The following is a 21,397-nucleotide window of genomic DNA, read 5'->3' as shown; positions in this document are numbered from 1 at the left end:
CGGGGGCGGGCGTGCCCCCCCCCCCGCGCGCCCCGCCCGGGGGGGGCGCCGCGGCGGGGGGGGGGTCGGCGCCTCCGGGGGGGGGGGGGGGGGGGGGGGGGGGGGGGGGGGCGCCCCCCCCCCCCCCCCCCGCAGCCCGCTCAATCCATCGGCCAGGAGTCCGCCGGGGTGTCCAGCCATGCCTGGTGGCCCTCGGGCGTGACGGTGAGTCCGAACCGTTCCGGCCCGGGCCGGCCGTTGGCGATCCACCACCGGTGAGCCGCCTCGATCTCGTCCCACAGGCGGCGCGGCCCGCGCTGGTGGACGGTGAAGACGTCCTCGTCGCTGCCATCGTGGTCAACGGCCGCCCAGGACGACCGGTCAGTGGAGGCGATCCACAACCGGTCCGCTACCCCCTCGGCCGGGGCGTCCTGCCAGGCGTGCCAGATGTCGCCGATCCGGTGGCCGATCGCGAACGCCGCGTCCCCGTGGACGACCGAGCGGCGGGGCAGCGCGGTCTCGGACACCTCGGCCTCGTGGTCGTCGCTGACGACGTCCCGGAGCAGGTCCACGTCGTCGCGTTGCGTCCGCATGAGCATGAACGAGCTGTCCGCGCTGAACCGGCCGACCGCCGTTCCGTCCTCCCCGACGGTGAGCCGCAGCAGGCCCCAGCAGATCCACGGGTTGTCCCACGGGGTGAGGACCATCCCGCCCTGCCTCGTCTGCACGATCCACGGCAATGGAATCCGCCGCACCGAACACGTGGACACGATCCGGTCGTACGGCGCGCGGATGCCCCAGCCGAGAGCGCCGTCCCCGCACACCACCTCCGGGGCGAAGCCGGCGGTGCGGAGAGCAGCCCGGGCGCGCTCGGCAAGCCCGCGATCGACCTCGATCGTGGTCACGTTGGCGTCCCCGAGATGGTGGGACAGCATGGCGCTCGTCCAGCCGGTGCCGGTCCCGATCTCCAGCACGCGCATGCCCGGCTGGAGATCGAGGGCTTCGAGCATCCGGAAGACGACCGAAGGGGCCGAGGATGAACTGGACGGCCACGCATCGGCGGGGTCTTCGGGTTCGGCTCCGTCGTTGACCTGCGTCACCACCGGTTCGTCGGCGTACGCGGCAGTGAGCCACGCGCCGAGGTCGTCCTGGCGATCCAGAGTGCGGTAGGCGCCGTCCTGGTCGATCCAGATGCGGTCGGGGAGGAAGGAATGGCGCGTGGCCGCTGTGGCAGCCTTGATCCACTCGGGGGCCACGGCGTGACCGTGACTATCGCTGACGCTCTGGAGCAGGCCACGCACGGCGGCCTGCTCCACGCCGTGCTGGTGGTTCGTCATCAGCGGTGCTTACCGCCCTTGTCGGGGCCCTGGCCGTCGGGGCTGGGCTTCGGGCCGATGACGGGGCCGCCGGGCTTGGCGTGGTCGCCGCCCTTGCCGTCGTTCGGCCCGCCCTTGTTCTCGTCTCCCATGTCGTCTCCTACTGCCTCGCGGTCGTGGTCCGGGGGATGGGGCCGGGGTTCGGCGGCCCCGGGGCGGGCGGCTTCTCGGGGGTGGTCAACGCAGCGCTCCTCCCATGCCGGGCTCGTCCCTTCGGGACGGCATCGACAACGTTAGGGAGTAATCACGCGGTCACCCAAAGGAGTTGCAGCGAGTTGCACATCAATCACGCGAGGGCGTTCATGGCCTTCGTGATGAGCGCGCGGGCAGCCTTGCCGTACACGGCATCCGACGACAGATCCCGATAGCGATTGGCGTACATCGCGACCTCGGAAGGCTGGGTGATGGTCAGATAGCCGGACACAAGCTCGACGTTGGCCTGGGCGTTGTCGAAGATCCAGAATCCTTCCACCTGCATCGACGTACGAGCCGTGTTGAAAGGGATGATGCCAAGGCTCGTGTTCGCCCGGGACGCGATGTCGATGAGGTGCCCGAGCTGTCCGGCTGCCACCTCCAGGCCGCCGATTCCGGACAGGAGCACGGCCTCTTCGATGAGGAAGGCGAACGTCCGGTGCGAGTCGTGGATGATGCGTTGACGGTTCATGCGGACCTGGACGGCCGCCTCGACGTCGTCCACCTGGACGCGCCGCTTCTGTGTGGCCCGGAGGATCGCGGTTGTGTAGTCCCTTGTCTGGAGCAATCCGGGGACGATGCCGGGGGAGTAGGCGCGGAATCGCTCTATGCGCTCGAATAGTGGCAGCACGGCCTCTTGGGCGCGCTTCAGACCGCTGCGCTCCATCCGCCTCCACTCGACGAACATGCCCTCCACGGACCTGAGGCTCGCCACCAGGTCTTCGGCCTGCTCGCCGGCGTCGCACGCGCGGCACCAGTCCCGGATGTCCTGCTCCGACGGTGCCGTGATGGCGTTCTCGATCCGGGACACCTTCGACTTGTGCCAGCCGCAGCGGAGTGCGAGAACAGGCCCGGTGAGCTCGGCCAGCCGGCGGAGCTCGCGCAGCCGGTCGGCCAGGAGCTTCCGGGCCTGCTGGACGCTCGACGAGCGAGATGTGCGCATGACGTTCGACTACTCGGGCTCGTACTCCTGGTGTGGGGTCGCGATGTCCCAGAGCGAGTCGAATGCCGAGTCGAAGAACGCGACCAAGTCCGGCTCGGCGGCCGGTTCGACAATCTCACGCCGCACGATCTCGCCGTCTCCGCTGAAGTGGTTGACGACGGCCCGCTCACCGTCGAACAGCCAGAAGTCGTTGGCAGGGACAGGCAGTGCGCGGATTGCGGACCGTCGGAGCCAGCGGACCTCTTCTCCGGCGGCCAGGTTCAGGAAGGTGACGTGGTGTTCGTACTTGATGTAGTCCGTGACGGGTTCCGAGACGATCCGGAGGCGTCTGACGACCACCCCGCGGGCAAAGGCATCCTGCACCGCGTCGCCCCATCCCCAGAACCACTCGGGCCGCTCCTCGGGCTGGTAGCGGTGACCCTTCTGCCACCTGGCGAACTCGGGATCACTCGCGCCGTAGGCGTCGCGCATCTCAAGGTGGACGGCTGTCCTGGCGGCCTTGGCCAGCCCGTCACGGGTGGGCGTCGTCACGTCACTCCTTCGCATTCGCGCCGAGGGCCAGGATGTACTTGATCATGACCTCGGGGAGCCTGATCACGGTCTCGTGCTCGGGGACCCTGGTCGAGTGGCCGGGGATGGACCCGACCTCTTCGCAACGCCTCAGATCCTCTTCGCTGGCCTTGTAGGACTGGATGATCAGGTCCCCGTTCTCGGGGTCCCGCCAGATCGTCGGTGAGTCGTCGGTCGGGGTGTTGGGGATGATTCCGAGGAACTGTAGGGGCTGCACGATGCTCCCGGTGGACTCGGTTCCGCGTAGTCGCATGTCAGTGACCCCTCATCCTGGCGCGTGCGCGGACGGCATGTCCGGGCTTCGGCCAATCCGACTACTGCCTTGCGCGCTCGCGCCCCGGGATGCCGCTGACAGGGGAGTGCCGCGACGACGGCTGAGCCCTTGTCGAGCTCGACGGGACATGGCGCGTCATCAGGAATGTGCTGGTCGTCGGCTGGAGCGTTGCGCCGATCCGCTCATGGGCTTCCGGTCTTCCGCATGCCTCCGGTCGCCCGCGATTTGGCCGGGTTGTTCACCCAGTGCTCCGGAGCCGGCTCAGACCTCGAAGTCGTCGTGGGGAACGGCCCGTTCCCAGACGGCCTCGAAGGCCTTCATGCACAGCTCCACCGTGACCGGTTCCTCCGTCATGATGTTCCGGGGATCGGCCCACTCTCCATCGCCCGTGAACAAGTTGAACCGCACGATCCGGCTGTCGAACAGCCAGAAGTCGACTCCCGGCAGGGCGATGTCGAACGCCCGACTCCGGGGAAGCCAGCGGATCTGCTCACCGGCGGCGATGTTGGTGAACGTGTGGGAGTGCTCGTAGCGGATGTACTCGCTGACGGGCTCCGACACGATCCGGGCGCGCCGGATGGTCACGCCGCGCGCAACGGTTTCGACGACGAAGTCGTGGAACGGGTGCCACCACTCGGCCCGGTTCGCCAGGGAGTACCGGTGCCCGGCCTTCCAGGCGGCGAACTGGTCGGCTTCGTCGGCGACGCTGTACTGATCACGCATCTCCAGATGGACGGCCGACTTCTTCGTCTCCCTGAGCAGAGTCCTGAAGTCCGGCACGTTCGATTGCATCGCAAGCCTTTCTGATGCAGGGGATCATGCGCCCGGGATTGCTGATCGCGGACTCGTGGGAACGTGCGCCGACCTTGTGACCTGTCGCCCACTCGGTCTCGCTGGCTTCCGCGAGCTCGGGCCTCATGAACTTTAGGGCCACGGCCGTCTCTCCTGCACGTGACTTGTGTCCATTTGCGCTGCGTGGCAGGCGTTCGATCTCGTGGCCGCTGATCTCGTATGGAGAGGTGACTTTGCCGCGAGTCGTGGATTCCGGCATCGATCCCAGGGTGGGCACGGAGCGTTACTGGACTGGTCGGCTGTGAGGTCAGGCTCGCCGGCTCCCGCGCGGCATTGACAGCAGGTAGCCCTCGGTTGAATGCTAAGCAAGCGCTTAGTCATCGATCTTCCCCACCCCCAGGAGCCGCCCGATGCCCGAGACGACCCCCGCCGATCCGCCCGGGCTGGATCTGGGCCTGCTCCGCGCCCACCTGGACCGTGAGCTGCCCGGCCTCGTCCAGGGCCCTCTCTCTGCCTCGCTCATCGAGGGCGGGCGCTCCAACCTCACCTACGTGCTCACCGACGGCCACTCTCAGTGGGTCCTCCGGCGGCCGCCGCTCGGGCACGTGCTCGCCACCGCTCACGACATGGGCCGCGAGTACCGCGTCATGACCGCCCTCCGCGACACCGACGTCCCCGTCCCGCGCACGCTCCACCACGACCCCACCCCGGACGTCCTCGGCGCGCCCTGGTACCTCATGGAGTTCGTCCCCGGCGTCGCTCACCGTGACCCCGCCCCCCTCGTCGCCCTCGGCGAGGACCGTGTCCGTGCCCTCGGCCGCCGCCTCATCTCGACCCTCGCCGCCTTGCACCGGATCGACCCGGCCGCCGTCGGGCTCGCCGACTTCGGGCACCCGGACGGCTACCTCGAACGCCAGCTGCGCCGCTGGTCGAAGCAGCTCGCTGCCTCCCGGAGTCGGGACCTCCCCGAGCTCGACAGGCTGCACGACCTCCTCTCCGCCCGCCGCCCGGAGTCGCCCGCCCCCGCGCTCGTCCACGGGGACTACCGGCTGGACAACGTCCTCGTCGATGACAACGACGCGATCGCCGCCGTCCTCGACTGGGAGATGTCCACCCTCGGCGACCCCCTCACCGACATCGGCCTCCTCGTGATGTACACCGAGGTCGCCGGCGTCGGCGGCGGCATCATCCCCGCCGCCATGACCGCCCCCGGCTTCCCGTCCAGCAAGGAAATGGTCGCCCACTACGCGGAATTGACGGGACGTCAGGCCGAAGACCTCGAATGGTACGTCGCCTTCGCCGCCTTCAAGCTCGCCGTCGTCGCCGAGGGCATCCACTACCGCTTCCGGCAGGGCGGCACCCTCGGCGCCGGCTTCGAGCGGGCCGGCGAGATGGCCCCGATCCTCGCCCGGTACGGCCTGACCACCCTGAAGGAAGCAGCCTGATGGACTTCGCCTACGACGCCCGCACGAACCAGCTCCGCGAGCAGCTGCTCGCCTTCATGGACGCGCACGTGTACCCCGCCGAGCCCGTCCTCGAAGAGCAGCTCGCCGACCCCGCCCGCCCCGCCTGGAGCGTCCCGCCGATCGTCGCGGACCTCCAGGCCGAGGCCCGCAAGCAGGGCCTGTGGAACCTCTTCCTGCCCGGCGACGAGGGCGCCGGCCTCACCAACCTCCAGTACGCCCCGCTCGCCGAAATCACCGGCCGCAGCCCCCAGTTGGCCCCGCCCGCGTTCAACTGCGCCGCCCCCGACACCGGCAACATGGAGCTCCTCGCCCAGTTCGGCAGCCCCGAGCAGCGCGAGCGCTGGCTGCGCCCCCTCCTCGACGGCGAGCTCCGCTCCGCCTTCGCGATGACCGAGCCCGAGGTCGCCTCCTCCGACGCCACCAACATCGCCACCCGCATCGAGCGCGACGGCGACGAGTACGTGGTCAACGGCCGCAAGTGGTACATCACCGGCGCGATGAACCCGCAGTGCCGGATCCTCATCGTGATGGGCAAGACGGACCCGGCCGCCGCCAAGCACCGCCAGCAGAGCATGATCCTCGTGCCGCGCGACACCCCCGGCGTCACCGTCAAGCGCGGCATGAAGGTGTTCGGCTACGACGACTCCGACCACGGCGGCCACGCCGAGGTGCTGTTCGAGGACGTCCGGGTCCCCGCCGCGAACCTGATCGGCGAGGAGGGCGCCGGCTTCGCCATCGCCCAGGCCCGCCTCGGGCCCGGCCGCATCCACCACTGCATGCGCGCCATCGGCATCGCCGAGCGCGCGCTGGAGCTCATGTGCCGCCGGTCCATCGGGCGCGAGGCCTTCGGCCGGCCGCTCGCCGACCAGGGCGTCGTGCAGGACTGGATCGCCGAATCCCGGGTCCGCATCGAGCAGTTGCGGCTGCTCGTGCTCAAGACCGCGTGGCTGATGGACACCGTCGGCAACCGCGGCGCGCACACCGAGATCCAGGCCATCAAGATCGCCACCCCGATCACCGTCGAGTGGATCCTCGACAAGGCCGTCCAGGCCCACGGCGCCGCCGGCGTCAGCCAGGACACCCCGCTCGCCCAGCTCTGGGCCGGCAACCGCACGCTGCGCCTGGCCGACGGGCCGGACGAGGTGCACAAGCGCTCGCTGGCGCGCCGGGAGCTGAAGAAGTACCTGTGACCGTATGGACGTCATACCGGGGTACTACGGGCCGACTTGGCACCCCGGTATGACGGCCCAGGCCCCTCCTCACCCGTACCGTCCCTCGTGTCGAGAGACGGATCCCGAACGAGGAGGAACGGCGATGAACAGGCGAGGACGGGCCGTGGCGGCCGTGCTGCTGGCGGCGACGGCGACACTGGGCGTGGTGGCCGCACCGGCCGCGCTGGCAGCCACCGGGCAGGGCACCGCGCAGCAGGCCAGGGCCTGGCTGCCGCAGCCCACCGGGCCGTACCCGGTCGGCACGACGTCCCTGCAGCTCACGGACGACCACCGGGACGACCCCTGGAAGCCCGGGCAGGCCCGCAAGCTGATGATCAGCTTCTGGTACCCGACCACCCGGCCCGCCACCGGCAACGACCGCGCGCCGTACATGCTCCCCGCCGCCGCCGACCACTTCGGCAGCGCCGGGAGCGTCGGCCAGAGCGACCTCGGCTTCGAGCCCGGCCGCACCGACTGGGCCGGCATCCGCACCCACGCCCGCGCCGACGCGCCCGCCCTCCCCGGCGGCAAGCGGCCCGTCGTGCTGTACTCGGCGGGCTTCGGCGACCCGCGCACGTGGGGCACCGGCCTGGTCGAGGACCTCGCCTCGCGCGGCTACGTCGTCGTCACCGTCGACCACACGTACGACGCCTCCGAGGTCGCCTTCCCCGACGGGGACCTCGCCACCTCCGTGTTCCCCGCGCTGATGGCCCAGCCCGGTCTCGACATGGAGGCCCTCCTGCGCAAGACGCTGCAGACCCGGGTCGACGACACCCGCTTCGTGCTGGACCAGCTGGCCGGGCTGCGCCACGACAAGCAGCTGCCGCCCGGCCTCGCCGCCTCCCTGGACCTCGACCGGATCGGCATGGTCGGCCACTCCGGGGGCGGCTCCGCGGCCCTCCAGACCATGCACGACGACCCGCGCCTCAAGGTCGGCGTCAACCTCGACGGCCAGCTGCACTTCCCCGGCCCGGACGGCACCGGCGTCCACCTGACCAGCGTCGCCGAGGACGGCCTGACCCGGCCCTTCCTGCTCATGGGCACCCAGAACCCCGACTCCGGCAGCTATCACAAGCAGCCCGGCTGGGACGCCCTGTGGCAGCACAGCACCGGCTGGCACGCCGACGTCACCCTCGCCGGCTCGCGCCACGGCTCCTACACCGACGCGCAGTCCCTGCTGCCCCAGCTCGCCCGCCAGGGCGCGATCAGCCAGGCGCAGCTGACCGAGGACGTCGGCGACGTCCGCCCGGACCGTGCGGTGCTCGCCACCCGCTCCTACGTCGCGTCGTTCTTCGACCGCTGGCTGCGCGGCCACGACGACCACCTCCTGGACGGCCCGTCGCCGCGCTTCCCCGAGATGGTCTACGAGCGGTAGTGCGCGGCCGGTGTCACGCGTGACGTGCGTGAGCGAGGTGCCCCCGGGAACCACTGGTTCCCGGGGGCACCTCGCCCACCGTCATACGCTGGGCGGGCATCGGGCGTTCTCACGATCGGATCGGCCTCATGGACATCGCCTTCACCGGCCACGTGATCGAATGGCGCGGGCCTTCCCCGTACTTCTTCGTCCCCGTGGCCGAGGAGCAGGCCGCCGACGTGCGCGAGGTCGCGGCGATGGCCACGTACGGCTGGGGAGTCGTCCCGGTCGAGGCCCGGATCGGCGGGAAGGCGTTCGCCACGTCGCTCTTCCCGAAGGACGGCGGCTACCTGCTGCCGATCAAGAACGCCGTGCGCAGGCTGCACGGCCTCTCGGTGGGGGACCGGGTGGCCGTGGAGATGACGGTGCTCCTCCAGCACCGGGCGCCGCTCGGAGGCCCGGCAGACTGAACCCCCGCCGGGCGAGGCCTCACGGCGGCGGCCGAGGAAGCGGGCGTCGAGCACGCCGTGAGCACGAGCCTGTCCGGCGACGGCGACCACCTGCCCTGCGCGGCTCGCGCACCGCCGGACGGAACGGCGGCTTCGCGAATCCGCGAGCTGGACGTCATCGCCCCGAACTAATCACCCAGCACCACCAGGCGCCCCACGCTCAGCCCGTCCGCCACCCGCTGGACGGCCTCCGCGGCCGAGGCTAGCGGGAGGCGGGCGCCGACCAGCGGGCGGACGACGCCCGTCTCGGACAGCTTGGTGAGCTCCTCGTGCGCGGCCTGGACGGTCTGCGGGGCGCGCGTGTTGTACAGGCCCCAGTGCAGGCCCAGGATCGCGTAGTTCTTCACCAGGGCGTGGTTGAGCGCGGGAGCCGGGATCTGCCCGGCGGCGAAGCCGACCACGACGATCCGGCCCTCGAAGGCGATGCACTTCGTCGAGCCGGTGAAGGCGTCGCCGCCGACCGGGTCGAAGACGACGTCGGCGCCGCGGCCTTCGGTCGCCTGCTTCACGACGGCGACGAAGTCCTCGGCCGTCCGGTTCACGACGACGTCGGCGCCGAGCGCGCGGGCCGCCTCCGCCTTGGCCGGGCCGCCGACCACGGCGATCACCCGGGCCCCGGCGGCGCGGCCGAGCTGGACCGCCGCGCTGCCGACCCCGCCCGCCGCCGCGTGCACCAGCAGCGTCTCGCCCGCGCGCAGCCGGGCCCGCCGGTGCAGGGCGAACCAGGCGGTCTGGTAGCCGATGTGCAGCGCGCTCGCCTCGGCGTCGTCCAGCGCCTCGGGGGCGGGGAACGCGGCGGCGGCGTCGAGCAGCGCGTACTCGGCGAACGCGCCGTGCGGCAGCACGGGGTTGCCGATCAGCCGCTCGCCGCGCCGGGCGCCGGCCACGACCTCGCCGCACAGCTCGACGCCGGGCGTGAACGGCAGCGGCGGGCGCACCTGGTACTGGCCGCGGACCATCAGCGCGTCCGGGAAGTTGACGGCCGCCGCGCGCACCCGGACGAGCAACTGCCCGGGACCGGCCACGGGTCGGGGCACGTCCTCGACCAGCTTCATCACGCCGAGCGGCTCGCCGAGCTCGCCCACCTGCCAGGCCCTCACAGCGCGCCGCCCTTCTCGAGTCCCTGCTGGAGCCGGTTCATCGAGCCGAGCCAGCGGTCCGGGTCGGTGGCGCGGGCGCGGTAGTACTCGGCGACCTCGGGGTGCGGGAGGATCAGGAAGCGGTCCTCGCGCAGGCCGGCGAGGGCCGCCTCGGCGACGTCCTCGGGGGCGATGGCGGTCGGCGCGAGCAGGGCCTCGCCGACGGCGCCCGTACCGGCGAGCATGTCGGTGCGCACGCCCTGCGGGCAGAGCGCGTGGACGTGGATGCCGCGGTGGCGGTAGGTCGCGGAGAGCCACTCGGCGAAGGCGAGCGCGCCGTGCTTGGTGACGGCGTACGGGGCCGAGCCGAGCATGCTGAGCAGCCCGGCGGCGGAGACGGTGGCGAGGAACCGGCCCCGGCCGCGCTCCAGCCAGCGGGGGAGCAGCAGGTCGGCGGCCCGGACGTGGGCGAGGACGTTGACCTCCCACGCGCCGGCCCAGGCCGCGGCGGGCGCGTCGGCGCCGCCGATCGGGGCGACGCCCGCGTTGGCGCACCAGACGTCGATCTCGCCGACGGCCTCGCGGGCCCGCCCGATCAGCTCGGCGAGCCCGTCGGCGGAGGCCGCGTCGCCGGGCAGGGCGGTGCCGCCGATCCGGGCGGCGACGGCGCCGGCGGCGTCCGCGTCCAGGTCGTTGACCACGACGTGCGCGCCGGCGGCGGCGAAGGCCGTCGCGAGCGCGGCGCCGATGCCGCGTCCGGCGCCGGTGACCACGACGCCCTGTCCGGTGAAGTCCTGTCCGTCGAAGCCCTGTCCGTCGAAGGCGCTCACATGCCACCGCCCAGCGTCACGCCGCCGTCCAGGACGACGGTCTGGCCGGTGATCCACCCGGCGTCGGGGGAGAGCAGGAAGGCGACGGCGCCGGCGATGTCCTCCGGCACGCCGAGGCGGCCCAGCGGGTACTTGGCGGCGACCTTCTCCTCGCGGCCCTCGTACAGCGCCTCGGCGAACTTCGTCTTGACGACGGCGGGGGCGACGGCGTTGACCCGGATCCCCTGCGGGCCGAGCGCGGCGCCGAGCTCCGCGGTGAGCCGGATCAGCGCGGCCTTGCTGACGCCGTACATGCCGATGCCGAGCGAGGCGCGGATGCCGGCGACGGAGGCGACGTTGACGATCGACCCGCCGTGCTCGCCCATCCACGCGGCGTGCACCCGGCGGGTCCAGGCGAGCGGGGCGAGCACGTTGACGGCGAGGATCTTGGCGGCGGCGTCCTCGTCGGTGGTCAGCACCGGCCCGTAGACCGGGTTGATCCCGGTGTTGTTGACGAGGTGGTCGAGCCGCCCGAAGGCCTCCAGGGTGCGGGCGACGGCCTCCTCCTGGTGGGCCGGGTCGTCGGACTTGCCGGCGACGGCGATCGCGTTCTCCGGGCCGCCCAGGTCGCGGACGGCCTCGGCGAGCGGCTCGGGGTTGCGGGCGGTCAGGCAGACCTTGGCCCCGCGGGCGACCAGCTCGCGCGCGATCCCGAGGCCGATGCCCCGGCTCGATCCGGTGACGACGGCCACCTTGCCCTTGAAGGAGTGCACCACGGAGGGTCCTGCCTTTCGCGCGGTTCGACGGGAGGAGCAACGGTGAGAGGAGCGCTGACTAAGCGCTTGCTCAGCATGGTGTCGGTGGGGGAGCCTGTCAACAGCCCACCCGGACCGTCCGGGGCCGGGGCGAACCGGGGACGTCCGGGGCGGCCGGCGCGAATGCGCGTACGAGTTCCCGGTGAGGATGATGCGAGGATGACGCCATGACCAGCACGCCCATCGCCGACCTCTGGCCCGCCCCGCCCGGCGGCACCGACTCCCGCCCCGAGGCGGCGTACCGGCTGCTCCAGGCCGCCGTCGAGTCCTTCGCCGAGCGCGGCTTCCACGCCACCACCACCCGCGACATCGCGACCGCCGCGGGGATGAGCCCGGCCGCGCTGTACATCCACTACCCGTCCAAGGCCGCGCTGCTCGCCGAGATCAGCCAGGCCGGGCACGCCGCGACGCTGGCGCTGGTCCGGCGGGCGGCGGCGGGCGAGGAGGAGCCGGCGCAGCGGATGCGGCGGCTGGTCGAGGAGTTCAGCGCCTGGCACGCGCGGGGCCGGATGGTCGGCCGGGTGGTCAACTACGAGCTGCACGCGCTGCCCGAGGACGCGTACGCGGTCGTCGCGGCGCTGCGGCTGGACATCGAGCGCGAGGTGAGCGCACTGATCGAGGAGGGCGTCGCGTCGGGCGCCTTCGCCGTCTCCGAGGTGCGCACGGCCGCCCGCGCGGTCACCTCGCTCGGCATCGACGTGTCCCGCTGGTACACCGACCGCAGCACCGAGACGCCGGAGGAACTCGGGCGCCGTTACGGCGAGTTGGTGCTGAGGATGCTCGGCGCGCAGGTCTGAGCGCCGAGCCCGCCGTTCCCGGCCTTGACCGGGCTCCCCGCGGCGAGCAGACTCGTATACGAAGTACGTGTGCCTCGTAGGTCTACAACGCAGGTGTACGCCGCAGGTGTACATCGCCGCCCGGAGCGCGCGGGCCCGACACCGCGCCGCCGCCCCGCCCGGCGAACTCCCAAGCGGTCGTGACACTCCGGAACCGAGCAAGAACGTCCAGCGAGAACCCCGCAAGATCCCCGAGCAGACCCCGCCCCGGGCCGTCCCGGCGCGGTCGTGCACCGCGCCATGAGCGGCCCGGGCGTTCCGGTCTGGAGAAGGGGAGGTGCAGTCATGCCCTTCCAGCCCTTCCAGTTCTTCGAGTCCTTCCAGTCCCGCGAACCAGCCCGTCACGAGAGCCGGGTCCGGCCCCGCTTCTGGCTGGAGACCGCCCTCGGCAGCCTCTCCGGGCTGCTGTTCCTGATCACCCTGGTGTGGCCGCAGTGGATCGAGACCCTGCTCGGCGTCGACCCGGACGCCGGCAGCGGAGCCGCCGAGTGGCTCGTCGTCGCGCTCGCCGCGGCCGTCACCGCCGCCTGCGCCCTCGGCGCGCGGACCGAGTGGCGCCGGACGCACCCGTCCGCCGCCCGCGCCGCGCACTGACCGCGCCATCCAAGGAGGATCGCCATGACCGATCCCACACCGGCCGCGGCCCCCGCGGTGCCGCCCGGCGAGATCACCGACCTCGTCCGGCGCACCCCGCTGAGCTTCGTCGGCACCGTGACCCGCACCGGCGGTACCCCGCTGTCGACCGTGGAGGCCGACGAGCACACCGCCGTCGTCCGGGTCGACCACGTCCTGCACGCGCCCGACGCGTTCCGGCGGCTCGCCGGCAGCCGGGTCACCGTGCAGCTGAAGGCCGATGCTCCCCGGCTGGAGGTCGGCGACTCGGCCGCGTTCTTCACCGAAGGCCTGCACTACGGCGCCGACCTCGCCGTCACCGAGGTCGGCCGCCTGCCCGCCCACGCCGTCCGCCCGCACATCGCCCTCGCGGCGACCAGCGCCGACGAACTGCCGTTCTCCGCCGTGCTGCGCGAGATCCACCGGCAGGACCTCGCCGTGCACGCCCGGGAGGCCGATGCCGTGCTGCTCGGCACGGTGACCGGGCTGGAGCGGCTGGACGGGGCAGGCCCCCGCTCCGAACACGACCCGCACTGGTGGCGGGCCGGCCTGGACGTCGAGCACGTGGAGCGGGGCACGGTCCCCGACCGCACCGTCCGGGTGCTGTACCCCAACAGCCGTGACCGCCACTGGAACCACGTTCCCAAGCCCGCGGCCGGCCAGAGCGGGCTGTGGCTCCTGCACGCGACCGAGGGCGACCAGCGGGAGCTGGCGCCGTACGCGCTGCGGGACGCCGACGACTACCAGCCGGCGCACCGGCTCGCCGCGCTGCGCGAAGGGATGTGAGCCGGCATGCCCACCTTCAAGGTCGTCGACCTGACCCCCAAGGCGTTGAGCGGCGAGTCCGAGCAGGACTCCGAGCCGTTCCTCGCGGTCAATCCGGAGAAGCCCACCGAGATGGTGGCGACCGCCTTCACCTCCGACCCGATGGGCGGCCGGTTCGCGCCGGTGTACGTGTCCACGGACGGCGGCAACACCTGGTCGCTGAACACGATCGTCCCGGGCGGGGGGCGGGGCTTCGGCACGGGCGACATCACCGTGGCGTTCGCGGACCGGGGCGGTGCCCTCTACGCGGGCATCCTGAACGGTGTGGCCGCCTTCCGGCAGAACAAGACCCTCCTGCAGATCCTGCGCGCGCCGTCCCTCACGTCGACCGCCCCGATGGAGGTCCTCGTCAGCCGGGACCAGGTGGACCAGCCGTGGACCATCGCCGACACCGTCGCGAGCGCCGGCGCAGACCACGACCGCGTCCTCGTCGGCAACAACAACTTCAACCACCCGTCCCCGACCTCCCAGACCGCCACCGTGGACGTCTCGGCCGACGCCCGGACGGCCCGCGCCCCGGCCGGCTTCGCGTCCACCGGCATCGAACGGCGCACCCCGGACGGTCAGGACGGCCCGCCGGTCAGGCTGGCCCTGCACCCCGACGGCACGGTCTACGCGGCGTTCGAGAGCTGGACGTCCACGACCGCCGTCCAGGCCGTCTCCGACGTCACCTTCGACGTCGTGGTGACCCGCGACGACAGCGCCGGCGCCGGGGCCAATCCGTTCCAGGACCTCAAGGACGCCACCGACAGCAGCCCGGGCCAGCGGGTGGCGACCGGCCGCTTCGTGGCCTTCAACTCGACCCTGGGGCAGGAACGCCTCGGCGGTGACCTGACCATCGCGGTCGACCCGAAGGACGCGGACAGCGTCTGGATCGCCTGGTGCGACCGGGTCGGCGGAGCGGGCGGCACCGACAACACCCTGCACGTCCGGCACTCGGCCGACCGTGGCCAGAGCTGGGCGCAGGCGCGCCAGGACATCACCGACGTCAAGAACCCGGCGCTGGCCGTCAACTCCGCCGGCCTGGTCGGCCTGGCCTACCAGAAGTTCGCCGACAACCAGTGGACGACGGTCCTGGAGACCACCGCGGACGGCTGGAAGAGCACGCCGGAGACCACTGTGCTCCACCAGGCCCCCGCCGACGTGCCCGTGGCCGTCGGCCTGCCGTACCTCGGCGACTACATCCGGCTGCTCACGGTCGGCGCCGACTTCTACGGCGTGTTCTCGGGCAACAACACCCCCGACAACGCCAACTTCCCGGTGGGCGTGACGTACCAGCGCAACGCGGACTTCACGACCCACCAACTGCTCGACGTCGACGGCACCTCCGGCGTGGCGGTGTCGATCGACCCGTTCTTCTTCCACCGGGCCGCCTGAGCAGACGAGTTGCAGACGCCTTGGAGCGCCCGCCCCCCCCCGGGGGGGGGGGGGCGGCGCTGTCGGGCACGATGGCTCAGGGGATTTCACTCAGGGGGTTTCACGCGGTGGCCAGGCAGAACGCCACGAGGCCCGCGTCCACGTCGAGGATGATCTTCTCCATGTCCGCCCACTTCGGGTGGAACTCCGTTCCCCACTCGACGGTGAACCCGAGCACCCTGCCCTTCTGCGGGTCGACGAAGTGCCGCGCGAACGCGTAGTCGTCGCTGGTCCCGCTGGTCGGGTACAGGTTGAACCCGGTCTTCGGCGTGTAGACGATCCCGCGGACGCTCGCGACGCCCTGGCAGAACCGCTCGGCGAGCAGCACCTCGTTGTCGACGTCGCCCTTGTCGATGTACTCGGCGTAGTCGAGGTCGTTCGCGACGCCCCGCCTGTGGTCGAACGTCGCGTTCTGGAAGTTCATCCGGGGGTTGTCGGACTGGTTGTCGTCGTCACCCCAGTTGTAGAGCATGTCCTCGGAGTAGCTGTGCACGTCGATCAGCCAGCCGGTGCGCGGGTACTGGTCGAGCAGCCAGCGGACGTTGCGGGTCTCGGGCTCGGAGAACGCGTGCGGGCCCGCGTAGACCATCGGATCGCACGGGTTGGTCGACATGTGGGTGACGTCGGCGGCCGGCGAGAAGGCGGTGGTGAAGTCGAAGAGGAAGTCGTAGTTGCGGTTGAGGTCGACGCCGGTGCAGCCGGGGGCCGGGTTCCCGCCGCCGTAGGCCGGGTTGCGGTTCTTGCGCCACATCGGCTGGACGGTCTGGCTGTAGAGCCGGCCGTCGGGGTTGACGAGCGGGAGGAGGACGAGGTCCAGGCGCTGGAGCAGCCCGGTCACCTGGGCGGCGCTGTACGTCGCGCCGCCGTAGCCGAGGCCGGTGCCGTTCTGGTGGGCCTCCAGCAGGTCGGCGGCGAGGTGCACGAGGATCTCGCAGCTGCCCCACTCGCGGGCGTGCACGCCGCCGAGCATGACGACGGCGTCCTTGGGGAAGGGCGCGGGGGCGCCGATCTTCAGCGCGTGGATCGTCCGGTTCTCGACGGAGGTCTCGGGCAGGTCGACGAGTTGGGCGAGGCCCGGGTACGCGGTGGCGAGGTTCTCCAGCGCGGACTCGACCTCGACGATGTTCAGGTACGGCATGACGCTCTCCTCCCTGGTCAGCCGGGGAGCTTGGCGGCCAGGCCGCGCGGCACGGCGCCTTCGGCGAACCGGTTGCCGGTGCCGACCTCGGCCTGGGCAGCCCGGCCCTTGGCGCTGGCGTTCGCGATCCGGACGACCGTGACGCCCTCGCGTTCGAGGGCGGGAATCAGTTCCTCCGGGACGTACGCGTCGATGCCGACGCTCCCGTCGGGGGCGATGCTCGGGCTGCCGCCCCTGTCGGGGCGGACCTCGCGCAGGAGCGCGCGCAGGGTGTCCGCGTCCCTGGCGGTGACGCGGACGCGGAGGATGTCGTCGGGGAATGGTTCGTTGGGAACGGCGGACATCATGGCGGCCTCTTTCGGGCGCGGGGGATATGTCCGACGTGTACCTCGTATCCTCAGGATGCGCCGCCGCCGTAGAACCCGTCAAGCGGGGACGGGGGCATCCGGTCGAGCAGGCTGTCCAGGCCGGCCAGCAGCTCCGCCTCGTCGTCGAAGTCCGCGAACCGGGGCACCAGCGCGCGCAGCCGGGGGTAGTCGGCGGCGGACAGCCGGTGCAGGCCCAGGCGCAGCGCCGGGTCCGGCTCGGCCTCGTTGTCGACGACCTGGCGCTTGTCGACGAGCATGCAGCCGAGGCTCCAGGCGACGAAGGCGCGGTAGACGGTGAGCGCGGTGGAGTCGTCGAAGCCGGCCCGCCCGAGGACGGCGAGGATGTGCTCGGTGAGGTCGAGCACGGACGCGGGCCGGCGGGCCATCGGCACGGCGAGCGGGCGGGTGGCGACGAGCGGCAGGATCTCGGGGTGGGCGTGCGCGACGGCGGCGAACGTCCGCGCGATGCGGCGCAGTTCGGCGCGCCAGGCGGGCTCCGGGGACTGCGCGGAGCTGCGCAGTCGCTCGTTGACCTCGGCGAAGTAGGCCTCGATCAGTCCGTCGAGCAGCGCCTCCTTGCCGGGGGTGTAGCGGTAGAGGGCCATGGACTCGACGCCGAGCTCCCCGGCCAGGCGCCGCATGGTGAGCGCCGCGAGGCCCTCGCGGTCGACGAGCGCGACGGCCGTGCGGAGCACCAGCGGACGGTTCAGGCGTCCCCGCTTCTCGGGGCCCTCGTGTGCGCGGCTGTCGGGTGCGGGGCCGACCTGACCGGTGTCGTCCGGCCCGGGGCTGTCCTGCTCGGCCATGTCCGCACTCCTTCGCGGTGGGGGACGGCGAGGGATGTCCAGGGATACGAATCCAGGATACAAGGTAAATGTGCTACCGAAGCGGATGAACTGCTCCGATTCAGGGTGAACCGGGCGCACCGGCGAGGAGGTGCACCGCCAGCCCGCCGATCACCGCCGCGGAGGCGAGTGCTGTGAGCAGCCGGGCGCGCGGACCGGTGAGCGCCCGGCCCAGCAGGGCCCCGCCGGCGGCGAGCAGGAGCTGCCAGCTGGCGGAGGCCGCGAACGCGGCGGCGACGAAGACCGCCCGCCCGGCCGAGCCCGGAGCCGAGCCCGGAGCCGTGTCCTGCCGGCCGAGGACGAGTGCGGCGAAGTAGAGCACGGTGAGCGGGTTCATCAGCGTGATGCCGAGCAGCGTGAGGTAGGCCCTGGCCGGTCCGGGCGGTGCGGCCTCGACGGCCTGCCCGGTCCGGAACCCGGCGCGGAGCGCGGTGACGGCCGTCCGGACGGCGAGGGCGAGCAGTACCAGCGCCGAGGCGATCCGCAGCGGCCCGGCGACCGGCGTGAGCAGCGGCGCCAGCCCGGCCCCGCCGACGGCGGCGAGCAGCGCGTACAGCCCGTCGGCCGTGGCCACGCCGAGGGCCGCGCAGGCCCCGGTGCGCAGCCCGGTGCGGGCGGTGAGCGCCACGAGGTAGGCCCCGACGGCCCCGACCGGGACGGCGATGCCGTAGCCGGCGAGGAGCCCCGGGACGAGCTCGGCGCTCACGCGTGGGCGCGGTCGGGCCTCCGGCGGTGGCGGCGCTGCTGCTGGGCCCGGGCCGGGCGGGCGGCGGGGGCAAGCGGCAGCGGGCGGGCGGAGGTCCTGGTCATGCCCCGATCGTGGGGTCTCAAGTGCCCATCCGGCAACCGGTTTTCCGGGCCGTTCGGTTACGGTGGACGCACGTTGTCCGCGCCCCTGCCGGAGGAGACCTAATGACCCGTCACATCGCCCCCGCGACCGAGCTGTTGGCTGAGGCCTGGCTCTCCTGGGCGGAACGCGGCAAGGGGCTGGACGCCGAGACGTGGGCCCGGCGGACCCGGCTGCCGGAGTGGACGGTCCTGGACCTGTTCGCGCACGTCGCCCCCAGCGCCGAATCGTTCACGCAGCTGCGCTCCGCCATCGTCGACGGCCCGGCGAAGGTGGAGTCCGCTGCCGACATCCTGCGCTTCTTCAACCAGCCGGGCGGTCTCGCGCACACCGCCGCCGGGCAGGTCGCCGACGCCGCGAAGCAGACCGCCGCCGGGACGGACCCGGCCGGGCTGATCGCCCGCTTCGAGGTCGAGGGCCCTGCCGCGCTGGCCGGCTGCGCGGACCTCCCGCCCGACACCGTCGCCGCCCACCCGCTCCTCGGCACCGTGCGAATCGGCGCGCTGGCCGAGGTGGCGCTCATGGAGGCGACCGTCCACCTGCTCGACCTGATCGCGGCCGTCGGCGGCCCGCCGCCCGCCGACGCGGCCCTGCGCGCGGTCCGCGCGCTGCTCGCCGAGGTGGCCGACCCGGTCGCGTTCATCGAGGCGGCGTCGGGCCGTTCGGACGCCGCGGTGCTCCCCGTGATCCGCTGACCCGAGTCCTCGTCGGATCCTCGTCGGGTCCTCGTTGGGTCCTCCACCGCAGGTCAGGCGTACGATGTGCGCCGGAACCCCGCAAGGGGGGAATTCGGGGACGACGGGGGATGGGCCGATGTTCGACATCGCGTGGTGGATCGTGCCGGCAGTGCTGTACGGCGGCGGGTACGTCGCCAACAACGCCCGCCGGGCGCTGAAGACGCGGCACGAGCGCAAGCTGGAGCTGCTGGACGCGGCCGACCGCCAGCAGGCCGCGCTGGAGGCGGCCAAGCGCCCGCCGGAGCCGGTCTGCGGCTGCACGCACCACCTGGCCAAGCACGACAAGCAGGGCCGCTGCCACGAGGAGGTCGAGGCGCCCACCGCGTGGGACGCCGAGCGCCGGCCGGTGCAGTTCGAGCCGCGCCAGTGCAACTGCCAGCAGTACGTGGGCCCCGAGCCGCTCGGGACGGTCTTCGCCCAGGACCTCGTCGACCCGCGCTGAGCGCGACGCAGGGGAGCCCCCGGGCATCTGCCGGGGGCTCCCTTCGCGCGTCAGCCGGCGGCGAGCGCCTGGAGGCGGTCGTAGGCGCCGTTGAAGAGGTCCTGGTCGCCGGGGAAGGTGCCGGAGGAGGCGTACTGCCAGATGGTCTGGTAGCCCCAGCCGTTCGGCAGGGTGCCGGGCGAACTGGAGTAGCGGGCTATCCAGAGCGGGTTGGTGGCGCCGAAGTCACCGTTGTTTCCGGTGCACTGGGACCACCAGTTGGTCGTGGTGTAGATCGTCGGGTAGCGGCCGGTGCGGGCGAGGACGGTGTCGCTGAAGGAGTGGATCCAGGCGACCATGGCGCCCTGGCTCAGCCCGTAGCAGGTCGCGCCGTACGGGTTGTACTCGATGTCGAGCGCGGGCGGCAGCGTGACGCCGTCGGCGGACCAGCCACCGCCGTGGTCCACCAGGAAGTCGGCCTGGGTGGCGCCGGAGGAGCGGTCCGGCAGCGCGAAGTGGTAGGCGCCGCGGATCAGCCCGGCGTCGTAGGAGCCGTTGTACTGCTGCGCGAAGGACGGGTTCCGGTACGTGGTGCCCTCGGTCGCCTTGACGTAGGCGAAGGTGGCGCCGTTGGCGGCGGCCGTGGCCCAGTCGACGCTGCCCTGCCAGCCGGAGACGTCCATCCCGGCGGTCTGGGTGACGGCGAGCGAGCGGATCGCGGCCGGGTCGGCGTCGCCGCCCTCGTGCGCGGCGACCGTGGAGCCGGCGAAGTCGAGCTCGGGGTGGTCGCCGCGGGCGGCGGGTGCGGCGGCGGGCGCGGGAGCGTCCGCGTACGCCGGGGCGGCGGCGCCCGCGACGAGCGCGACGGTCGCGGCCAGCGCGGCGAGCGTGGTGCGGCGGCGGGTCGCGGTGGATCTGGTGGTGCGGGCGGAGCGGGAAGTGCTGGACATGAACACTCCTCTGGTCCGGTGCGTGGCGGCCCAATGGGGCCGGTGTGGCGGGGAGTTGGCCCGGCCGGGGAGCAGAGTAGCCATGCACCCGCCAGGAAGACCAGACGCCGGGGCCACATCCTGAACCGCCGCCCCGTGTGGCGGGGTGACACCGCGCGCCCCGGTCGTCCGCCCGTTGCCCGTGCGCCTCCCGTTTGTCGTCCGCGGTTCGCCCCGGGCCTGCCGCTCAGGGGTCTCCACGGCTGTGACACGATGCCCGCAAGGCCGCCCCACCTGGGCCGATCGCGACAGACCAGAGCAAGCGGAAGGACCGCCCCCATGACCGAGACCGCTCACCCGCCCGTCTTCCGTCCGGCGACCGCCGCCGACGTGCCCGCACTCGTCGCCCTCGTCGAGTCCGCCTACCGCGGCGACTCCAGCCGCACCGGCTGGACCACCGAGGCCGATCTCCTGGACGGGCAGCGCACCGACGCCGACGCCGTCGCCGAGGCGGTCGGCGACCCCGACGGCGTCGTCCTGGTCGCCGAGCGGGACGGCGAACTCCTCGCCTGCTGCCAGCTGGAACGCCACGCCGGCCACGCCTACTTCGGCATGTTCTCGGTGCGCCCCGGCCTCCAGGGCGGCGGCCTCGGCCGGTCCGTGCTGGCCGAGGCGGAGCGGCTCGCGGGGGAGGAGTGGGGCGTCACGGTGCTGGAGATGAAGGTGATCGAGCAGCGCGCCGACCTCATCGCCTGGTACGAGCGCCGCGGCTACCGCCGGACCGGCGTCTACACGCCGTTCCCGTACGGCGACGAGCGCTTCGGCATCCCGCGCCGCGAGGACCTGCGCTTCGAGACGCTGACGAAGGAGATCTGACCCTTTCCACGACGGGAGCGGTCGCGGTCCCGACGCCCCCGGACGTTGCCCACGAGGCACGGCCGGGGGCGTCTTCTCGTGTCCGGATCCATGATCCCTGGAGGGCGGTCCCGAGCTGATGTGCCGTCAAAGTCGCTGACCAGCACCGATGCGGAGATGTCATACCTCGTTCATGATT

General features: G+C 72.5%; 25 protein-coding genes. 11 read left to right on the top strand and 14 right to left on the bottom strand.

Annotated features, from left to right (window positions below; all coding sequences use genetic code 11):
• Positions 1–140 precede the first annotated feature (140 nt).
• The 6 genes from ACFV4F_RS15260 to ACFV4F_RS15235 all read right to left on the bottom strand — a co-directional run bounded on the left by ACFV4F_RS15260 (position 141) and on the right by ACFV4F_RS15235 (position 4,126).
• On the bottom strand, positions 141–1,316 hold the full coding sequence (locus tag ACFV4F_RS15260; RefSeq protein WP_380502693.1) for an rRNA adenine N-6-methyltransferase family protein: 1,176 nt from the start codon (positions 1,314–1,316) through the stop codon (positions 141–143).
• Complete coding sequence (locus ACFV4F_RS15255) at positions 1,316–1,447, bottom strand: hypothetical protein (protein ID WP_380444065.1); 132 nt, start codon at positions 1,445–1,447, stop codon at positions 1,316–1,318. The genes ACFV4F_RS15260 and ACFV4F_RS15255 overlap by 1 nt, the downstream gene beginning before the upstream one ends.
• Positions 1,448–1,641: 194 nt before the next feature.
• Entirely contained in the window at positions 1,642–2,490 is an 849-nt protein-coding gene (locus tag ACFV4F_RS15250; protein WP_380502690.1) for a helix-turn-helix domain-containing protein, read from the bottom strand.
• 9 nt (positions 2,491–2,499) lie between these two features.
• Positions 2,500–3,021 carry a DUF6879 family protein gene (locus ACFV4F_RS15245; RefSeq protein WP_380502687.1) on the bottom strand — a complete coding sequence of 174 codons (522 nt, stop codon included), beginning with the start codon at positions 3,019–3,021 and terminating at the stop codon, positions 2,500–2,502.
• Between the two features lies 1 nt (position 3,022).
• Entirely contained in the window at positions 3,023–3,313 is a 291-nt protein-coding gene (locus tag ACFV4F_RS15240) for a hypothetical protein (RefSeq protein WP_380502684.1), read from the bottom strand.
• 282 nt (positions 3,314–3,595) lie between these two features.
• Positions 3,596–4,126, bottom strand: coding sequence for a DUF6879 family protein (locus ACFV4F_RS15235; RefSeq protein ID WP_380502681.1), 531 nt, complete (start codon positions 4,124–4,126; stop codon positions 3,596–3,598).
• 410 nt (positions 4,127–4,536) lie between these two features.
• Here ACFV4F_RS15235 and ACFV4F_RS15230 point away from each other — a divergent pair, with 410 nt between their 5' ends.
• The 4 genes from ACFV4F_RS15230 (at position 4,537) to ACFV4F_RS15215 (ending at position 8,627) form a co-directional block, all read left to right on the top strand.
• The gene (locus ACFV4F_RS15230; RefSeq protein ID WP_380502678.1) at positions 4,537–5,571 is read left to right on the top strand and encodes a phosphotransferase family protein; all 1,035 of its coding nucleotides are present in this window, start codon (positions 4,537–4,539) and stop codon (positions 5,569–5,571) included.
• Positions 5,571–6,782, top strand: coding sequence for an acyl-CoA dehydrogenase family protein (locus ACFV4F_RS15225; protein ID WP_380502675.1), 1,212 nt, complete (start codon positions 5,571–5,573; stop codon positions 6,780–6,782). Before ACFV4F_RS15230 ends, ACFV4F_RS15225 begins: the two co-directional genes overlap by 1 nt.
• 124 nt (positions 6,783–6,906) lie before the next feature.
• Positions 6,907–8,178, top strand: coding sequence for an alpha/beta hydrolase family protein (locus ACFV4F_RS15220; RefSeq protein WP_380502672.1), 1,272 nt, complete (start codon positions 6,907–6,909; stop codon positions 8,176–8,178).
• 128 nt (positions 8,179–8,306) lie between these two features.
• On the top strand, positions 8,307–8,627 hold the full coding sequence (locus ACFV4F_RS15215; protein WP_380502669.1) for a DUF1905 domain-containing protein: 321 nt from the start codon (positions 8,307–8,309) through the stop codon (positions 8,625–8,627).
• 167 nt (positions 8,628–8,794) lie between these two features.
• On the opposite strand, the gene ACFV4F_RS15210 is transcribed toward ACFV4F_RS15215, so the two are convergent.
• From ACFV4F_RS15210 to ACFV4F_RS15200, 3 genes are read right to left on the bottom strand one after another with little or no spacing between them, the layout of a single operon-like run.
• A complete protein-coding gene (locus tag ACFV4F_RS15210) occupies positions 8,795–9,766 on the bottom strand; it encodes an NADPH:quinone oxidoreductase family protein (protein ID WP_380502666.1) in 972 nt (323 codons plus the stop codon).
• A complete protein-coding gene (locus tag ACFV4F_RS15205) occupies positions 9,763–10,575 on the bottom strand; it encodes an SDR family NAD(P)-dependent oxidoreductase (RefSeq protein WP_380502664.1) in 813 nt (270 codons plus the stop codon). Before ACFV4F_RS15205 ends, ACFV4F_RS15210 begins: the two co-directional genes overlap by 4 nt.
• Positions 10,572–11,330, bottom strand: a complete 759-nt coding sequence (locus ACFV4F_RS15200) for an SDR family oxidoreductase (RefSeq protein WP_380444083.1) — start codon at positions 11,328–11,330, stop codon at positions 10,572–10,574. Before ACFV4F_RS15200 ends, ACFV4F_RS15205 begins: the two co-directional genes overlap by 4 nt.
• A gap of 206 nt (positions 11,331–11,536) precedes the next feature.
• Here ACFV4F_RS15200 and ACFV4F_RS15195 point away from each other — a divergent pair, with 206 nt between their 5' ends.
• The 4 genes from ACFV4F_RS15195 to ACFV4F_RS15180 all read left to right on the top strand — a co-directional run bounded on the left by ACFV4F_RS15195 (position 11,537) and on the right by ACFV4F_RS15180 (position 15,019).
• Positions 11,537–12,166: a TetR/AcrR family transcriptional regulator gene (locus ACFV4F_RS15195; protein WP_380494862.1), complete on the top strand. Its 630-nt coding sequence runs from the start codon at positions 11,537–11,539 to the stop codon at positions 12,164–12,166.
• Positions 12,167–12,490: 324 nt separating this feature from the next.
• Positions 12,491–12,799, top strand: a complete 309-nt coding sequence (locus ACFV4F_RS15190; protein WP_380444087.1) for an ABC transporter permease — start codon at positions 12,491–12,493, stop codon at positions 12,797–12,799.
• A gap of 24 nt (positions 12,800–12,823) precedes the next feature.
• Entirely contained in the window at positions 12,824–13,603 is a 780-nt protein-coding gene (locus ACFV4F_RS15185; protein ID WP_380502661.1) for a hypothetical protein, read from the top strand.
• Positions 13,604–13,609: 6 nt separating this feature from the next.
• Positions 13,610–15,019 (top strand): hypothetical protein, encoded by a 1,410-nt coding sequence (locus ACFV4F_RS15180; protein WP_380494856.1) that lies wholly within the window; start codon positions 13,610–13,612, stop codon positions 15,017–15,019.
• A 100-nt stretch (positions 15,020–15,119) separates the two neighbouring features.
• Here the strand turns inward: ACFV4F_RS15180 and ACFV4F_RS15175 are convergent, their stop codons facing one another.
• From ACFV4F_RS15175 to ACFV4F_RS15160, 4 genes are all read right to left on the bottom strand, one after another.
• A complete protein-coding gene (locus ACFV4F_RS15175; RefSeq protein WP_380502658.1) occupies positions 15,120–16,196 on the bottom strand; it encodes a M14 family metallopeptidase in 1,077 nt (358 codons plus the stop codon).
• Positions 16,197–16,213: 17 nt separating this feature from the next.
• Entirely contained in the window at positions 16,214–16,543 is a 330-nt protein-coding gene (locus ACFV4F_RS15170) for a hypothetical protein (protein WP_380502655.1), read from the bottom strand.
• A 50-nt stretch (positions 16,544–16,593) separates the two neighbouring features.
• On the bottom strand, positions 16,594–17,370 hold the full coding sequence (locus ACFV4F_RS15165) for a TetR/AcrR family transcriptional regulator (protein ID WP_380444097.1): 777 nt from the start codon (positions 17,368–17,370) through the stop codon (positions 16,594–16,596).
• Between the two features lie 100 nt (positions 17,371–17,470).
• On the bottom strand, positions 17,471–18,115 hold the full coding sequence (locus ACFV4F_RS15160) for a LysE family transporter (RefSeq protein WP_380502653.1): 645 nt from the start codon (positions 18,113–18,115) through the stop codon (positions 17,471–17,473).
• Positions 18,116–18,321: 206 nt separating this feature from the next.
• Between ACFV4F_RS15160 and ACFV4F_RS15155 the strand changes: the two genes are divergently transcribed.
• Both ACFV4F_RS15155 and ACFV4F_RS15150 read left to right on the top strand, forming a co-directional pair.
• Positions 18,322–18,951 (top strand): maleylpyruvate isomerase N-terminal domain-containing protein, encoded by a 630-nt coding sequence (locus ACFV4F_RS15155; RefSeq protein WP_380502651.1) that lies wholly within the window; start codon positions 18,322–18,324, stop codon positions 18,949–18,951.
• A gap of 118 nt (positions 18,952–19,069) precedes the next feature.
• Complete coding sequence (locus ACFV4F_RS15150; protein ID WP_380444103.1) at positions 19,070–19,435, top strand: hypothetical protein; 366 nt, start codon at positions 19,070–19,072, stop codon at positions 19,433–19,435.
• Between the two features lie 50 nt (positions 19,436–19,485).
• On the opposite strand, the gene ACFV4F_RS15145 is transcribed toward ACFV4F_RS15150, so the two are convergent.
• Positions 19,486–20,364, bottom strand: coding sequence for a lysozyme (locus ACFV4F_RS15145; protein ID WP_380502648.1), 879 nt, complete (start codon positions 20,362–20,364; stop codon positions 19,486–19,488).
• Between the two features lie 318 nt (positions 20,365–20,682).
• Here ACFV4F_RS15145 and ACFV4F_RS15140 point away from each other — a divergent pair, with 318 nt between their 5' ends.
• The gene (locus tag ACFV4F_RS15140; protein WP_380444107.1) at positions 20,683–21,219 is read left to right on the top strand and encodes a GNAT family N-acetyltransferase; all 537 of its coding nucleotides are present in this window, start codon (positions 20,683–20,685) and stop codon (positions 21,217–21,219) included.
• Positions 21,220–21,397: the final 178 nt, after the last annotated feature.

This window comes from Kitasatospora sp. NPDC059722 (assembly GCF_042733235.1).
Taxonomy (GTDB): Bacteria; Actinomycetota; Actinomycetes; order Streptomycetales; family Streptomycetaceae; genus Kitasatospora.
This window is presented reverse-complemented; position numbering and strand designations above follow the sequence as displayed.

Coding starts and splice junctions, on each gene's coding strand:
- ACFV4F_RS15175 (WP_380502658.1), bottom strand. CDS start 16,196: ATGCCGTACCTGAACATCGTCGAGGTCGAGTCCGCGCTGGAGAACCTC.
- ACFV4F_RS15235 (WP_380502681.1), bottom strand. CDS start 4,126: ATGCAATCGAACGTGCCGGACTTCAGGACTCTGCTCAGGGAGACGAAG.
- ACFV4F_RS15230 (WP_380502678.1), top strand. CDS start 4,537: ATGCCCGAGACGACCCCCGCCGATCCGCCCGGGCTGGATCTGGGCCTG.
- ACFV4F_RS15170 (WP_380502655.1), bottom strand. CDS start 16,543: ATGATGTCCGCCGTTCCCAACGAACCATTCCCCGACGACATCCTCCGC.
- ACFV4F_RS15180 (WP_380494856.1), top strand. CDS start 13,610: ATGCCCACCTTCAAGGTCGTCGACCTGACCCCCAAGGCGTTGAGCGGC.
- ACFV4F_RS15195 (WP_380494862.1), top strand. CDS start 11,537: ATGACCAGCACGCCCATCGCCGACCTCTGGCCCGCCCCGCCCGGCGGC.
- ACFV4F_RS15190 (WP_380444087.1), top strand. CDS start 12,491: ATGCCCTTCCAGCCCTTCCAGTTCTTCGAGTCCTTCCAGTCCCGCGAA.
- ACFV4F_RS15185 (WP_380502661.1), top strand. CDS start 12,824: ATGACCGATCCCACACCGGCCGCGGCCCCCGCGGTGCCGCCCGGCGAG.
- ACFV4F_RS15155 (WP_380502651.1), top strand. CDS start 18,322: ATGACCCGTCACATCGCCCCCGCGACCGAGCTGTTGGCTGAGGCCTGG.
- ACFV4F_RS15150 (WP_380444103.1), top strand. CDS start 19,070: ATGTTCGACATCGCGTGGTGGATCGTGCCGGCAGTGCTGTACGGCGGC.
- ACFV4F_RS15220 (WP_380502672.1), top strand. CDS start 6,907: ATGAACAGGCGAGGACGGGCCGTGGCGGCCGTGCTGCTGGCGGCGACG.
- ACFV4F_RS15165 (WP_380444097.1), bottom strand. CDS start 17,370: ATGGCCGAGCAGGACAGCCCCGGGCCGGACGACACCGGTCAGGTCGGC.
- ACFV4F_RS15215 (WP_380502669.1), top strand. CDS start 8,307: ATGGACATCGCCTTCACCGGCCACGTGATCGAATGGCGCGGGCCTTCC.
- ACFV4F_RS15145 (WP_380502648.1), bottom strand. CDS start 20,364: ATGTCCAGCACTTCCCGCTCCGCCCGCACCACCAGATCCACCGCGACC.
- ACFV4F_RS15260 (WP_380502693.1), bottom strand. CDS start 1,316: ATGACGAACCACCAGCACGGCGTGGAGCAGGCCGCCGTGCGTGGCCTG.
- ACFV4F_RS15255 (WP_380444065.1), bottom strand. CDS start 1,447: ATGGGAGACGAGAACAAGGGCGGGCCGAACGACGGCAAGGGCGGCGAC.
- ACFV4F_RS15250 (WP_380502690.1), bottom strand. CDS start 2,490: ATGCGCACATCTCGCTCGTCGAGCGTCCAGCAGGCCCGGAAGCTCCTG.
- ACFV4F_RS15140 (WP_380444107.1), top strand. CDS start 20,683: ATGACCGAGACCGCTCACCCGCCCGTCTTCCGTCCGGCGACCGCCGCC.
- ACFV4F_RS15225 (WP_380502675.1), top strand. CDS start 5,571: ATGGACTTCGCCTACGACGCCCGCACGAACCAGCTCCGCGAGCAGCTG.
- ACFV4F_RS15240 (WP_380502684.1), bottom strand. CDS start 3,313: ATGCGACTACGCGGAACCGAGTCCACCGGGAGCATCGTGCAGCCCCTA.